The sequence below is a fragment of the Niallia sp. NCCP-28 genome (genome assembly GCF_023168165.1).
Lineage (GTDB): Bacteria > Bacillota > Bacilli > Bacillales > Cytobacillaceae > Niallia.
Map to the genome: position 1 here is coordinate 13,541 of NZ_BQYJ01000015.1, position 13,917 is coordinate 27,457.

At 34.4% G+C, this 13,917-nt stretch carries 12 protein-coding genes and 1 tRNA gene; 1 reads left to right on the plus strand and 12 read right to left on the minus strand.

What is annotated here, in order from left to right; all coding sequences use genetic code 11:
- Positions 1–10: 10 nt before the first annotated feature.
- From tilS to spoIIE, 4 genes are all read right to left on the minus strand, one after another.
- Entirely contained in the window at positions 11–1,399 is a 1,389-nt protein-coding gene (gene tilS / locus NCCP28_RS21780) for a tRNA lysidine(34) synthetase TilS (RefSeq protein WP_248563307.1), read from the minus strand.
- 334 nt (positions 1,400–1,733) lie between these two features.
- A complete protein-coding gene (locus NCCP28_RS21785) occupies positions 1,734–2,756 on the minus strand; it encodes a serine/threonine-protein kinase (RefSeq protein ID WP_282579597.1) in 1,023 nt (340 codons plus the stop codon).
- Complete coding sequence (locus NCCP28_RS21790) at positions 2,725–3,459, minus strand: vWA domain-containing protein (protein WP_248563308.1); 735 nt, start codon at positions 3,457–3,459, stop codon at positions 2,725–2,727. Before NCCP28_RS21790 ends, NCCP28_RS21785 begins: the two co-directional genes overlap by 32 nt.
- An 83-nt stretch (positions 3,460–3,542) precedes the next feature.
- On the minus strand, positions 3,543–6,014 hold the full coding sequence (spoIIE, locus tag NCCP28_RS21795) for a stage II sporulation protein E (protein ID WP_248563309.1): 2,472 nt from the start codon (positions 6,012–6,014) through the stop codon (positions 3,543–3,545).
- A 456-nt stretch (positions 6,015–6,470) separates the two neighbouring features.
- On the opposite strand from spoIIE, the gene NCCP28_RS21800 reads away from it, so the two are divergent.
- Positions 6,471–6,544 (plus strand) — tRNA-Met (locus tag NCCP28_RS21800).
- A gap of 254 nt (positions 6,545–6,798) precedes the next feature.
- On the opposite strand, the gene NCCP28_RS21805 is transcribed toward NCCP28_RS21800, so the two are convergent.
- From NCCP28_RS21805 to spoVT, 8 genes are all read right to left on the minus strand, one after another.
- Entirely contained in the window at positions 6,799–7,284 is a 486-nt protein-coding gene (locus NCCP28_RS21805) for a S1 domain-containing RNA-binding protein (protein ID WP_248563310.1), read from the minus strand.
- Between the two features lie 107 nt (positions 7,285–7,391).
- Positions 7,392–7,778, minus strand: a complete 387-nt coding sequence (locus tag NCCP28_RS21810; protein WP_248563311.1) for an FtsB family cell division protein — start codon at positions 7,776–7,778, stop codon at positions 7,392–7,394.
- Between the two features lie 18 nt (positions 7,779–7,796).
- Positions 7,797–8,423 carry a spore cortex biosynthesis protein YabQ gene (gene yabQ / locus NCCP28_RS21815; RefSeq protein WP_248563312.1) on the minus strand — a complete coding sequence of 209 codons (627 nt, stop codon included), beginning with the start codon at positions 8,421–8,423 and terminating at the stop codon, positions 7,797–7,799.
- Positions 8,420–8,719, minus strand: a complete 300-nt coding sequence (gene yabP / locus NCCP28_RS21820) for a sporulation protein YabP (RefSeq protein WP_248563313.1) — start codon at positions 8,717–8,719, stop codon at positions 8,420–8,422. The genes yabQ and yabP overlap by 4 nt, the downstream gene beginning before the upstream one ends.
- A gap of 403 nt (positions 8,720–9,122) precedes the next feature.
- Positions 9,123–9,380: an RNA-binding S4 domain-containing protein gene (locus NCCP28_RS21825; protein ID WP_248563314.1), complete on the minus strand. Its 258-nt coding sequence runs from the start codon at positions 9,378–9,380 to the stop codon at positions 9,123–9,125.
- 15 nt (positions 9,381–9,395) lie between these two features.
- Complete coding sequence (yabN, locus tag NCCP28_RS21830; RefSeq protein WP_248563315.1) at positions 9,396–10,859, minus strand: bifunctional methyltransferase/pyrophosphohydrolase YabN; 1,464 nt, start codon at positions 10,857–10,859, stop codon at positions 9,396–9,398.
- Positions 10,860–10,863: 4 nt separating this feature from the next.
- Positions 10,864–12,468, minus strand: coding sequence for a putative polysaccharide biosynthesis protein (locus NCCP28_RS21835; RefSeq protein WP_248563316.1), 1,605 nt, complete (start codon positions 12,466–12,468; stop codon positions 10,864–10,866).
- Positions 12,469–13,005: 537 nt separating this feature from the next.
- A complete protein-coding gene (gene spoVT / locus NCCP28_RS21840) occupies positions 13,006–13,542 on the minus strand; it encodes a stage V sporulation protein T (RefSeq protein WP_248563317.1) in 537 nt (178 codons plus the stop codon).
- Between the last annotated feature and the right edge of the window lie 375 nt (positions 13,543–13,917).

Here is a 13,917-nt window from a genome sequence, read left to right on the forward strand (position 1 = left end):
CCCTAGAAGATCATTGCTTTTTATATGTTATTAATAGATAACAATCACTATTCTTATTGCTAAAAGAATAAATAGATTTTTTTAGACCTGGTATCCATAAAAGATTATTTTCCGCATCTGTTACAATTGGCCATGCTGCTCTTTGCTGTATAGGTATTTTTTCATCGATAAATACCCTGTTTACTTTTTTAGTGCCAGCCATTCCTTTTAGCTTTATCCTATCTCCATTTCTCCTAGTGCGAATGATGAGTGGATATTTAATAGAATCAGTGCAGAGAAGAATGCTGTCAGCTTCTAAACCTTCTGGCCTTTTATCTATATATTCTACCTTAATATAGTACCCATTAGGTAATAATAACTCTCCTGTTTTTAAAATTTCATAATAAAAGGGGTCTTCAGCTGGAAAATTCAATTGAAAATAGGCTAACTGATAGGATTTAACCACTTTTAGATTTTCAGGGAGATCAATATTTCCTGATGAATGAGGACTATTCAACAATGCAATAATTTGGTCTGTATGTAATGCGGATAATGAAGCAGGTTTATCTTTATAAAGATAGTTTAATATTAGTTGAATACATCTTCTTTGTAAAGAATTAGCTGTTGAAAGAAATGCATTAATGTCAATAACTATTTCATTCTCTTTCTTATCCATTATCACTGTATTCCATATTTGAACAGTTAATTCCATTAAAAACTGCTCATCTTCTGCCATTTCTTCACTAAATCGCTGAAAATGCTGAATAACACGGTTATTTTCCTTTTTCAGAAAGGGCATTACATGTTTGCGAAACCTATTTCTGCTATATATTTCCTTATCATTACTTGGATCTCTTCTTGGATTCAATTCATTTATTGTACAGTAATTCTCGATTTCCTGTCTTTCTAAACAAAGAAATGGCCGAAATAGTATTCCATTTCCAAATTTCCTTTCAAATGGAATTCCCGCTCGCGCACGCCCGGCACTTCCTCTAGTTAAATGCATCAGGATAGTTTCTGCTTGATCATCTCCATGATGACCTAATGCTAAATAGTCCATATTATACATTGCTATCATTTCTTTAAAAAATGAATAGCGGCATTCTCTTGAAGCTGTTTGCCCATTCACTCCTGTTTCCCTTATGTATTTAGGCACATCTATTCTTTTCCAAACAAATGGGATCGATTTCCCCTCACAAAATTCTCCAACAAACTTTGCCTCTTCTAGTGATTCCTCCCCCCTAAACATATGATCAACATGCGCCGCCATAATAGAAATATTCCACTCTTCCTGTTTGGCCCACAGGAGATGTAGCAATGCAAGAGAATCTGGACCTCCAGAAACTCCTACTAAAACTTTACTTCCTTCAAGGGGCAATCCCTTCTTTTTTAAAAAATCTTTTACCTTTAGTTCTAGCATATGCATAACTTCCTTATTTCATTATCACAATTCTTTCAACCGCTGCTCATCTTTAAAAACAGATATAAAATAGAATTCTTACTAATAGGATACCACTTTTGTTTTACTATTTTCAAAAAAGACCTCTAAATTATAAATAAAACCCATCAGTTTTTGATAACATTTCCTTAGCGAGGAGGCGGTTTAGCTTTTTCATTTGCTCTTCTATGAAAGTTCACCAATTAATAAAATCAATTTTAACCGTTAACTTGCTGATTTATAAAAAACAATATTATCCTCTACAAGTAGTTATCCCCCGAAATATCAAGAGGCAATTAGCCTTTAACCCTCAGCGTTAAGTTAGTTGGCCATAAATGTAAAAGAAATATAGCAATGAAATAATGAGAATAAGAAGCACCGATTCCAAAATGCCTGTTTTCCTTTTTCGTTTTTTCACTAGTTGTCTACTTCTTATATTTGGTTTAGCCGCTGATTGTTTCTTTGGATTAGAATCCTGATTTTTCACCTGATTAGCCGATGATGCGTTTATTGTTCCTGGCCCTGGCATTAATTTGCTGCCACTAGAAAGCTTCAACAGTGCCTGTTTCATTTCGTTAGCACTACTGTATTTTCCCATAAAGGCTTGCATCAGAACATTTTCAAATGATCGCAACTCTTTTTTTTGTTGAATCATGGCTTTTAACTGGGCAATCCCTCCTGTTGTTTTATTAAACCTTTTTGGATAAGCAATATTCATTATTACCATACCAACCGCAAATAGGTCATAAGATGGTTCTGCCTTTCTTGTTCCTAGCCCCCAGTAGCCCCGATCAAAGAACTCTGTGAACTCCTTAATGGCCCTTCCCTTTATTGTTGTTCCCCCTACATCAATGCATCTAATCCTTGTAGGAGGGCCAGTAATAATTAAATTTTCTGGTTTCAAATCACCAAAAACCCAATTATTGTCATGCAGGACTTGTAAATCTTTTAATAGCTGAATCATTAATACATTGACCCAAGAACTCTCCTTTTGAGAAATAAATGTTAACAGTTCAGGCCCCTTTATATATTCCATTGCATAAAAAGATATTGTTCCCCCTCCTGTCACCCAATCATCTACATCTATCAAAGAAGGTCCAAGGCTGTAACCTTGGACCTTTGCAAAGGATTTTAATACATTGACTTCAGAAATAATAGACAGTCCATTATCACTTATTTTTAATGCAACTTTCCCCCATTTGCATTCTGCTAAAAAAACAGTCCCGTTTGCACCAAAACCCAGTTCTTTTAAGATAGTATAATTATTCCCATGCCATTTCCCCTTAATAACTGTACCTGAATTGATTCTAAATGGACTCTTCGAAGTATTCATCATCATGAGAAATTAAGCCCCTTAATGAACGTTTATTTTTAAAATAGTGGATAGCCTCTTTTAAAGCAGGACCTGTTGGCGTAATGCCTCCTGTGGAAAGTTTAGAAAATATAGTAGTAAGCGATTCTAGTCTAGGTGTCCAATCAAGCAGTTTTTCTACCTCTTTCTTTTTCCCGGGAAATACAAAAACAGCATATTTATTTTCTCCTGACCTTGCATTTAAACTTAAAGATAAATCAATTAATGCTTCCTTGACTGTTGGGAGTTTATGCTTCATACTAGCGCTTGTATCAACAAGAATGAGTACTTCTAGCTCTACCGTTTCACCTAATTCATCTACAACTTCCATTACCTCTCCCCTTTTTTCCGGAGAAAGATCTTCTACTGTTTTTGATTTCCCTAGTATTTGTTGAAGTTCTTTATTTACAACACCCTGTAACGTTTGTGTCATTGCCTTTTTTGTAACCATTTGAACGGTTTGCGCTAAAGCTTGGGCATATACTACTTGACTGACTCCTCCGCCAGAAAGCGCAATATCCTCAATCTCTTGCATCCCCCGCTCTTCTATCGTATCATGTTCCATCACACCTATTACATTAACAGTAATTCCTTGCTCCATAGCTAATGCGGCCATCGCTATAGGGTCTTCTCCCTGGTTAGAGCATCCATCTGTAATCAGAAGTATTTGTTTAAGTTTTCCAGTTTTCATAATTACTCCCCTCCATTTATGAGTTAGTTCCATTTTCGACGGAATAGGGAGTATTTATACTTATAATTCAGATTATTTACTTTCTAGTTTGCCGCTTGACTATATGTCTGAACTGGAATAGACTTCCACTTCGGTGTGTTGTGATTGATTTGCGCAACTAAAACTGTCATATCGTCTTCAATCAGCCCAGATCTAGAACGAATTACTTCTTCCATAATTAAATCAGCAATTTCTTGTGGATTATCTGTTTTTAGCTCTTTAATTTTTCTTTTCATCCATAAATCAAAATTTTCCACATGCTTTGGCCCTTCAAAAACGCCGTCACTCATCATAATAAGCAAATCTCCAGCCTTTAATTGCTCACTGACTACATCTACATCAAACTCCTGAAGTATTCCCATCGGAAGATTACTTGCTTGAATTTTTATAATTTGTGAACCCCTTTTAACAAAACTTGGCGTTGAGCCTATTTTTAAAAATTTAGCAGAAGCATTTTGCAAATCAATCATTGCTAAATCTAACGTAGAGAAGATTTCATCTGTTGTCCGTAAAGACAGTACAGAATTAATGGATTTTATCGCCACTTGCTCTTCGATTCCCGATTGAAGGATTTTTTGAAGAAGCTGCAAAGTTTCTTCACTTTCTACGTGTGCGCGTTCTCCATTTCCCATGCCATCACTTATCGCCATCGCATATTTTCCTAGACCAAGTTCAATGGTAGAATAGCTGTCTCCAGAAATAAACCCTCCATCTTTGGCTGCATGTGCCACTCCCGTTTCTACCACAAATGCTCTAGCGGATCGAAACGTTGCATGACTATAATCATTAGAATAGAGACTTTCCGTATTCACGATAATATTTTCCCCCAAAATATCAGATAGCATTGGTGCAATCAGCTTTTCACTTTCACCATACCCCGTGTTATACGGAATAGTAATGTCAATATCCACATTCCCTTGTTCTAGACTGTATATTTCCACATTCTCTATATCAATGCCAAACTTCTGAATAGCCTCTAGGATTAATTCTTCCTGCTTATGATGATTTTCCCTTTCTCTCTGTATTTCCTTAGCAAAGTCCTCCATTACTTCGGATACGCCTTGAAGCTGGTCTGCAACAAGTTTCCGACTTTCTTGCACTTGTTTTTTCAGCTTTTGATTTGCTTGGTATAAGGTTAGCTCTTGATGGATAGCATCTGTTACTTTTTTCGATCTGGTGCAATGTTTTTCCCAGTCTCTTGCTAAACTCAATGAAATATTGCCATTCGTCTCAGACATTTCTGTCATAATATCTTTCATGAAATCATAGGTTGTATTAAAGTTCCTTGCCCAACAGTGTTCCTTCCTAAAGCATGTTTGACATGTTTTTTCAGTAACATTGCTTAAAAAATAATCTAGTTCCCTATCATGATCTTCATTTTCGGCAAGGTTTTGATTTGCAGAAAAACTCTTTGATAAAGCATGAAAAACTGTAGAAAACTGAGACACTCTTTGTGCTGTTACATCCCGCATTTTCCGCATATATTGTTGCTGCTCCATGGAGTATTCCATTGTTCCCGGAATATGTTTTGCAATTCTTGTAGTTAAAAGCTGAGGCGTCAGCATAAAAATAACGACGGCAACTGTTGTTTCCATTATAGAAGTTGATAATACGCCGCCTCCTTCACCATACATCCCTATAAGCAGCGTAGCAATATAAAGCCCTAAAGCTACCCCAACCTTTTTTCCCTCTTTCAGCAGTCCGCCTAATAAACCAGAAAAAGCAAGCAAGCTCATATGATAAAAACTAGATATATTTGCAAGGCTGAAAATTAAACCCGTCACAACTCCAACAGTGGAACCAATAGTAGCTCCTGCAATGTAGGCGAATAATAATACCAAGTATCTCGACATAATATGTTCAACAGACATATCATAGACAGTCCAACCAATTGTTCCAGTCATAACTGATGCTAACATAATAATTAAACAAACAATCTCTTCTGTTTTTAATGCTTGTCTTCGTTTATTGAAAGATAGCAATGGCAAACTTTGCAAAAAAATCAATGTCAAAATAAAACCCAAACTTCCTTCTACAAGCGACATCATTCCTCCATATAAAGTAATTTCCCCCTGAAATAAATAGCTTTCTACTAAACTTCCTCCGACCAAACTTATTAAAACAATAAATGGAACGAGACTTTGTTCATTTTTTTTCCATTTGCTTAATAATTTATAAATAATAAGAAATATAAAGGAGAGTGCAAAACTAGAGAATGATTCTTTTAAGGAAATAGTTGCCGCTCCTCCAATTAATCCAACTAATGCAATAGGAGCCTTCTCTTTTCTAGTTAAATAAACTGCTGCAAAAAAGGGGAGAGTAAATGGAGTTAGTTTCGCTAAAATTAATGCTCTCCCCAACAGAAAACCGATGAAAAGGAGCATATATCCTTTTACGATAAAAAGGTTCTCTATTTTGACATGAAATTTATTAAGAAATACCCCAAATCCGGCCTTCGATTTCCCAAAATTAACTTCACCTATTGTGTCTATTAAGTCCCTTTCTACTTTTTCCATTTAACTACACTCCCTATCCAGTATCGTTGCTGAAAATTATAGAATGCTTAGTATTAGAAGTTTGTCAAAATGGCAGACAAGCATTAAAATTTCGCTCGACTTCTTTCACTTATTTTTTTAATAAAATACATATTTCGATAAAACATCAGCCGTTATAAAACACTCTAAATAAAAAAAACGGTAGTAAAACCAACTATTTCGTAAAAAAAAGTATTTTTCTTTCTCTTGGCTCCGCTTTTCTTGCCTCATTTTGTCAAAAAGTAAATACATATAATTAAATATTAAAATTCACCTATACTTTCAAATCAATTGCATATCTTTTAAAAACTGTTTTCTCAATGATTCTTTGAACTGATCAACAATCAAGTTTACGAAAAGACATTTTTTAAAAAAATAATTGACTTTTTAATAATTATTTTGTAATATATAAATTGTGTCTGATAACTATATAAATATGGCGGCGTAGCTCAGCTGGCTAGAGCGTACGGTTCATACCCGTGAGGTCGGGGGTTCGATCCCCTCTGCCGCTATCTGAAAAAAGACTATAGAACAATGTTCTATAGTCTTTTTTGTTAATTTATTATAAATGAATACTGTTCCATATAGATTGCTTCTTTTAAAAATGCAACCTGAATACTGGAGTTTATGTGCGTTCAGACTGCTGCGTCTTTCTTCTCCCAAATTGTCACTGTCTAAACAAAAAAGCAAGCCTAATCGGCTTGCTTAAAGCTACGGGAATATATAAACGATAAACCGTGCTATTTATTAGAAATTCAGCAGCAAGTTACCCTCGTCTAGCGCCTCTTCCCCCGCGTTTAGACTCAGTATTTCGTTTAAGCGAAGCTAAACGATCTTCACTATCTTTTAAGAAACGGGCCATTTTTGATTCAAAATTCTCTCTAGGCACACGATTTTCATTTGGTTTTGCATGACGTGGTCTTTGAGAATTGTTAGAATATCCTCCTCTAGACTCTCTTCTTTCTCCGCGTTCAAATGATCTCTCTGGTCTTTCCGGTCTTTCCGGTCTTTCTGGTCTGTCTTTTGCCTTTTTAATGGATAGGCCAATTTTTCCATCCTTCTCCACATTAATAACTTTTACTTCTACTTGATCGCCTACTTTTAAGTGTTCATTAATGTCCTTAACATAATTGTCTGCGACCTCGCTAATGTGAACAAGACCTGTTGCTCCTTCAGGGAGTTCAACAAACGCACCAAAATTAGTAATACCTGTAACCTTTCCTTGTAACTTGCTGCCTACTTCGATTGACATAAAAAAGTTTTGCCTCCTTAAGGATATAAAAAATCATGCTTATAACATATTATACATAATGGAAAAAAAGAGTGTCAATATAACTGTCATTCTTATTCATTTCCATTTTATTTCTTTTTCTCTTTTTCTTCTGGAATATTAAAGATTATTTCTCCTTTTTCAGATAAAAATAAATCTTTTCTCGCTAACTTTGCTAAGTAATCCTCATCCTGCAGCTTCACTATCTGATCATTCAGCTCTTTTTCTTGTTCTTGAAGAGATGCTACTTTGACTTGTAATTTCTTCTTTTCGGCTATCTTCTCATCCAAAGTGGAGCTTTGAGATATGAGTGTGGAAATCATTATAAAGCCCATAACAAATGCAAATAGAAAAAATAATGTCAATCTGCGAAAAAGCAATTTTTTTCTTCTTGCCGCACTCAAACTATTAGCCTCTTGCTTTATATTATCTTCTGTTTGCACTTTTGCAACATCTAGTTTTTTTATTGCACTCATACACCGCTCCTCCTTTCGCTATTGTTTTTTTCTATTAGTCACCCAATTAATCCAATATTTCTTTATTTTATGGAAATATCCTGCCATTTTCCCAGAAAACTTCTCGACTGAATTTTTGCCTCGTTTCGGCAATATCAGCCAAACAAGGTAAAATAACCATTTAAATGGCAGAAACATTATCTTCAAGATAAAGCTTAATACCCTAACAGCAATCTTCGCTAGTGCCATAAGTCCCTTATATAAAAATACAACAATAGATATAAGAAAAAATATTAGAGATTTAATCGGTTTGTAGACTAGATTAATCAATAGCTTAACAATAAGATGATAGAGCCGAATACTAATAGAAATAACCAATTTCAATAAAGTAAGATACACCGTTTTTAATAGGGCTTGATAAATGGCAAATCCTAAAAAAAGAGCTAAAACTATATAGATTCGCACTTCTCCCTGATTAACAAGAAAAAGAATATAAAACAGCAATAATGCTTGGAAAATCCAAAATAAAAGATCATGAAAAAAAACAATCAGCCTTTTTCGTACTGGTCTTTTTAAAAAATATTGGTATGTCTCTAGACTAATTCCAAAGAACAGGCCCATGCCAATCATAGCAAGCATGGTCATAAATTGGACCGATAACGTCATCGGAATATCTTGCTAAAGAATCCCTTAGCTTTGTCTCCATTATCATCTACATATACTAAATCGAAAACCTTTCCCTTTATAGAAACAATCCCTTTTTCTACATCTAAATTTTTCATTTGAAGATTCTGACCTCTTATCGATAAAAACCCCATTACTGTTTCTAAAAGAAATTCCTCGCTATCAAAGCTCTCTACCTGTTTAACGCCAGTAATGTCTACAAGCTTTCGTCCCCTCATTATTACATCATGCTCCACATTGCTGCTTTTTGATGGATTTGATTCATAATATTGGCTCATCTATTTATCCCTCACAATCACTTAGTACATTTCTACTTGTACAATTGTATGAGGGATAATAATAAATTAGAACAAGCTTTCCAACATGGGTTTATACAATAAAAGTTATTAATATAGATAAAAAGAGTACATGTTTATTCTTATATCTTTTTCCCCACCTATTTCTATTTTTAAACGTCCGCTTATTATAAATATAGACTGTTTTCTAAAAGATTGTTGTTTTTCGGATAGTTCCCATGAGTAAATTCACGGTTAAACAGGTTGATTGGAGTGAAAGGTGAGATCCTATTTCAAAGAGGCTACCGCCCGCCTTACGGAAAGCGAACATCCTAGAATGAAAGCCAACCCGCTCCCTTAAAAGCAACAAAGTTTACGAAAACAGACTAAATATAAAAATGCCATTTTAAGAAAGGTTTTCTTCTTTAATAATTGTATACATATTTGCTGCATCTTCCTTTTTAGTAGAATCTTGCAATAACTCTATTTTTACCGTTACCACTTTTTGGCCAAATCGAACTTGCAATTCATCCCCTACTTTTACACTTGAACTTGCTTTTGCTTGTTGACCATTAATCAATATCCTTCCTTGATCTGCGACTTCTTTTGCTAATGTTCTTCTTTTAATTAATCTTGATATCTTTAAAAACTTATCTAACCTCACAATAATCCCCTCCGTTTAAATTCCTTTTTCCTTTGCTTCATTCCAAAGATTATCTAATGATTCCAAATCCAACTCATGAATCTCTTTTCCTATTTCACCCACTTTATTTTCTATATATTGAAATCTACGCTTGAATTTTTGATTTGTTTGGTAAATAGCTAGTTCAGGATCTATTTTATAAAATCTTGCTATATTCACAAGTGAAAAAAGAATATCTCCAAACTCCTTTTCCATTTGGTCCACACTTTGTTTTAATTTCAGCTCTTCTTTAAACTCTTGCAGTTCTTCTTGGACTTTTTCCCATGCCCCTTCTACTTCTGGCCAATCAAAACCAACATTCGCAGCCTTTTTTTGCAATTCATATGCTCTTAAAAGATTAGGGGCTGCTTCGTTTATTCCATCTAAAATTGATTTTTGCTTCTCCGTACGCTCTAAACTTTTTGCTTTTTGCCAATGCTCCATTACATCATCCACTGATTCAGCATCTTTATCTCCAAACACATGGGGGTGCCTTCTAATCATTTTAGCAGAAATGCCTTCAATAACATCATCTATACTAAAGAACCCTTCGTCTTCTCCAATTTGACTATGCAGCATTACTTGAAGCAAAACATCTCCCAATTCTTCTATTATATGATCGATATCATCTTCATTTATTGCTTCAATTAATTCAAAACATTCTTCTATTAAATATTTTCGCAACGATAGATGAGTTTGCTTTTTGTCCCAAGGGCAGCCATCAGGTCCTCTTAATGTAGCAATAATTTGGCGAAATCTCGAAAATTCTTTATTTAATAACTCTTCATCTTTCACTGGAGGCACATAAACAGAAGTCAAGTTATTCAAGTTTATTTCTCTATCCAATTCATGCAATGGAACTTCTTTTACCCATTCATCTTTACTGCCTGCAGCTGTTACAATTTTAATAGGATAGTCATACGGAAGTCTTTCCATTAATGTCAATTTCACTTCTGAAGCAGAAAAAGAATCATATACTTGGCCAATAATTAGATGATGACGAAATTGTATATCACCAATAGATAACGCAGTGCCATCTAACAGTTGAAATCCATCAATCGGATCAATTTTTAATGCCTGAAAAATACTGTCTAAAAAGCTTTGTCCCCCGCCAAACGCTAAATCTATTATGCCAATTTTACTTTTTTCTATTAAAAGCTGCACTGTTTTCTCAGCGACAAGATGATGTCCTGGAACTGCATAAATAAGTTCTTCCTTCTCTGCCTCCGTTAGAAGAATGGCAACTATTTCTTTGTAGACATCTTCAAATTGATCATGCTTCTCATATACATCGTCTAAAAAAGTAAAGTCTGCCCCTTCGGCTTCTAATTCCGGCACAAGAGGGTGGTCTTTTGTTCTTAAATAAGTTCTTTTATTCTTTTGCATTAACAACTTATATACTCCTAGAGGAAGCTGGTTTATATCGCCTGCTCCTAGCCCCACAATAGTAATTTTATTCAAAACATCATCTCCCTTTCCTCGGTAAAAAATATGATAACTTGCTGCCTAAAGGCAATAAATTCAAATCTTGTTCTTTAAAAATATCTGCTTTCATCACTATAAATAAATAGACAATCCCGCCTATGGCTACACCGCTTATCGCCTGAAAACTGGCCAAAACACGAATAGAGTGAAATATTGGTTCTATAAAATTTGTTATATAGAGATATAGTTTTAATAGCATGAACATAATAATGGAACTGCATCCAATAACACAGACACTTTTTTTATCAAATAATGGTGCCTTTATTATAGACATCATCTTTCCTACTAATAAAATCATAATGAGGAAAAGAGTAATATTAGAAGAGACTGCCGCCCCAAGCGTTCCATATTTAGCAATCAGCCATATATTCAATCCATATTTCACAAAAATTGAAATTAAAATGATAATTGCAGGATATAAAGAATAACCTAATCCTTGCAGTATTGCCGTACATGTAGAAATAATCGCATTAAAAAATATGATAAAAGTCAAACTAGCAAGGACCGTAGAACCATTTGCATTTTCAAACAGCATAATATTTGTCTCTTTTACAATTCCACATAACCCCATCGTGGCGCCTAAACCAATAAACAACCCTATTTTTAAAGATAATTTGATTTTCCCTATCAGCTCATTTTTATTATTTTTCAGCTTTTCTCCAGTAATAAAAGGAACAAGCGTTAACGCCATTGAAATAGAAAGAATGGATCCCATTTGAATTAAAGGCTGCCCTCTATCATAAATCCCCTTTAAGGATTTTGCAGCGTCACTGTCTATTCCTGACGAAACAAGCTGCCCATATAGATTTAAAGAATCTGCCAGCTGCATCAAAACAAGCAGCATGCTGCTAATGGAAATAGTAAAACCTTCAAAAAGAATTCTTTTATAAAAATTTTTATCGCAATCATCCCACACCGAAAAAGGGATATAAAGGACAAGGTTTCTTTTCTTATAATAGTAGAGCAATAGTAGAAGAGAAATTAGCCCCCCTGTCACAGAACCAAACATGGCACCTGCTCCAACTTTGTATAAGGATGTATGATAACTCATTAGAACTGTTGCTGCAATTAGAATAGTGCCGACTCTTATTAGTTGTTCTCCTACTTGTGATACAGCAATGGGGAGCATATCCCCCTCTCCTTGAAAAATTCCTTTTAACGTTGTTGTAAAAGGGAATAACAGAAAGGAAAAAGAAATAACTTTTAATAATAAAGCTAATTCTTTATCTCCCATCCATTTTGCCAAAAAGTCTGAGCAAAAAAACAATAGAAAAAAAGAAAAAATACTTATACAGGACAATAGAAAAAAAGCAGATTTTATTAGTGCAGCTATTTCCCCTTTATTTCCTTTCAATTTTATTTCCATATATATTTTAGAAAGAACAACAGGAAAACCATATGTAGAAACAGCTGCTACTATTCCATAAAAAGGATATACTTGCTGGTATATATAAAAGCCTGTATCTCCTACAATATTCTGAAATGGAATACGGTAAACTGCACTTAGCACTTTTGTAATTAGCGCTCCTACCGTAAGAATAAATGCCCCTTTAAACCAATTATTTGTATGCATATTAGGCTTCATCAAAAAAGCCCCTTCCTAATTTTTATCATTTCCCGACAAAAACCCTCGCTTCAAGGAATGCGAAGGGCGTGGCCTAATGAGTAAACAGGCGATGAATGCCGAGAAGTCTAAGCCTAAATCGTTGAACAACACAAACAAATGCACTATAACATTTCTGTAAGTTGTTCTTTGAAAACGGAAGATATTATTTCTGGCAGGAAAAACATCTGCTAAATAAAATCTTTAACGTTCTAAACGCTCACTTCAAGCTAGTGGCGAGGCGAGTAGAGTATTCAACACTAGTATTATAGCATAGTTCTAGATTTATTAAGTGAACGCGACTATCCCCCCTTTTGGAATAAGAAACATAAAAAAATCTGATGAATGATATATCTTCATCAGACTGACTCATAATAAAATGAACCTTCAACCGATTGAGAGCATAAGGCTGTTAAGGAGTGATAAAATAAGCTTTATACTAATGAAACAATCTTAAATATCATGGAAAAAGGCAGCATAATCCAACTGCTGCCTTTTGCTTAAACACTTGATTATTTTTTATGACTCCATTTGTCTAGCTAAAAAACCAGCTGCTGTTTCCACTGCTTTCTTTTCTACTTCTCCAAGCGAATTTTCTTTGGAGAAAATAACAACTGCTCCTATTGGATCTCCATTAGCAATAATAGGACCAATAGTGTAAGATTGAATGCTCTCATTATTATTTTCCACTAATGCTAATTCTTCTTGCTGATTTTTTAAAATGGAGCCTCTTTCTTCCATTGACTTTTCTACTAACTCACTTATGTTCTTATTGAGATACTCCTTCTTAGAGCCCCCAGCTACTGCGATATATGTATCTCTATCGCATATCAAAACAGAATTTCCTAAACTGTCATATAATGCCTCTGCATATTCTTTTGCAAAGTCACTTAGCTCACTAATTGGAGAATATTTTTTCAAAATAACTTCTCCGTCACGATCCACAAAAATTTCTAATGGATCTCCTTCGCGAATTCTTAATGTTCTTCTGATTTCCTTTGGGATTACAACACGACCCAGATCATCGATTCGACGCACAATTCCAGTTGCTTTCATTTCATGTTGCCTCACTTTCATCAGATGATTTTAATTTGGCAAATATTCCTTTAACTAATTATGAAATGTTCGCCATATTTAAACATAGTATCTTTCATATGGAAAGTTCTATACACTTTAACAAAAATTTTTCTTTTATTGTGATTATTTCTATAAAAATAAGGATAGATTGAATAGCTTAAGTTAATTTTTCTCTACTGTATTTAAATCCTTTATTAAGATATAAATAAACGAAAAATCAACAATATTCTTTGACAAATCCAAGAGTAACAAGTTCCAACAGACCATTGAATACCAATTTCTTACTTAACATATTTATTTAAATACCCTTGTCCCAGCAATTTAAACCTAAAAAAATAGCATTATTCCCGCGGA

What these genes read in the sequence shown, in the direction of transcription:
- spoVT (WP_248563317.1), bottom strand. Translation starts at nt 13,542, where the DNA reads ATGAAAGCAACTGGAATTGTGCGTCGAATCGATGATCTGGGTCGTGTT.
- yabP (WP_248563313.1), bottom strand. Translation starts at nt 8,719, where the DNA reads ATGAGCCAATATTATGAATCAAATCCATCAAAAAGCAGCAATGTGGAG.
- NCCP28_RS21790 (WP_248563308.1), bottom strand. Translation starts at nt 3,459, where the DNA reads ATGAAAACTGGAAAACTTAAACAAATACTTCTGATTACAGATGGATGC.
- yabQ (WP_248563312.1), bottom strand. Translation starts at nt 8,423, where the DNA reads ATGACGTTATCGGTCCAATTTATGACCATGCTTGCTATGATTGGCATG.
- NCCP28_RS21810 (WP_248563311.1), bottom strand. Translation starts at nt 7,778, where the DNA reads ATGAGTGCAATAAAAAAACTAGATGTTGCAAAAGTGCAAACAGAAGAT.
- NCCP28_RS21785 (WP_282579597.1), bottom strand. Translation starts at nt 2,756, where the DNA reads ATGATGATGAATACTTCGAAGAGTCCATTTAGAATCAATTCAGGTACA.
- NCCP28_RS21835 (WP_248563316.1), bottom strand. Translation starts at nt 12,468, where the DNA reads ATGAAGCCTAATATGCATACAAATAATTGGTTTAAAGGGGCATTTATT.
- tilS (WP_248563307.1), bottom strand. Translation starts at nt 1,399, where the DNA reads ATGCTAGAACTAAAGGTAAAAGATTTTTTAAAAAAGAAGGGATTGCCC.
- spoIIE (WP_248563309.1), bottom strand. Translation starts at nt 6,014, where the DNA reads ATGGAAAAAGTAGAAAGGGACTTAATAGACACAATAGGTGAAGTTAAT.
- NCCP28_RS21805 (WP_248563310.1), bottom strand. Translation starts at nt 7,284, where the DNA reads ATGTCAATCGAAGTAGGCAGCAAGTTACAAGGAAAGGTTACAGGTATT.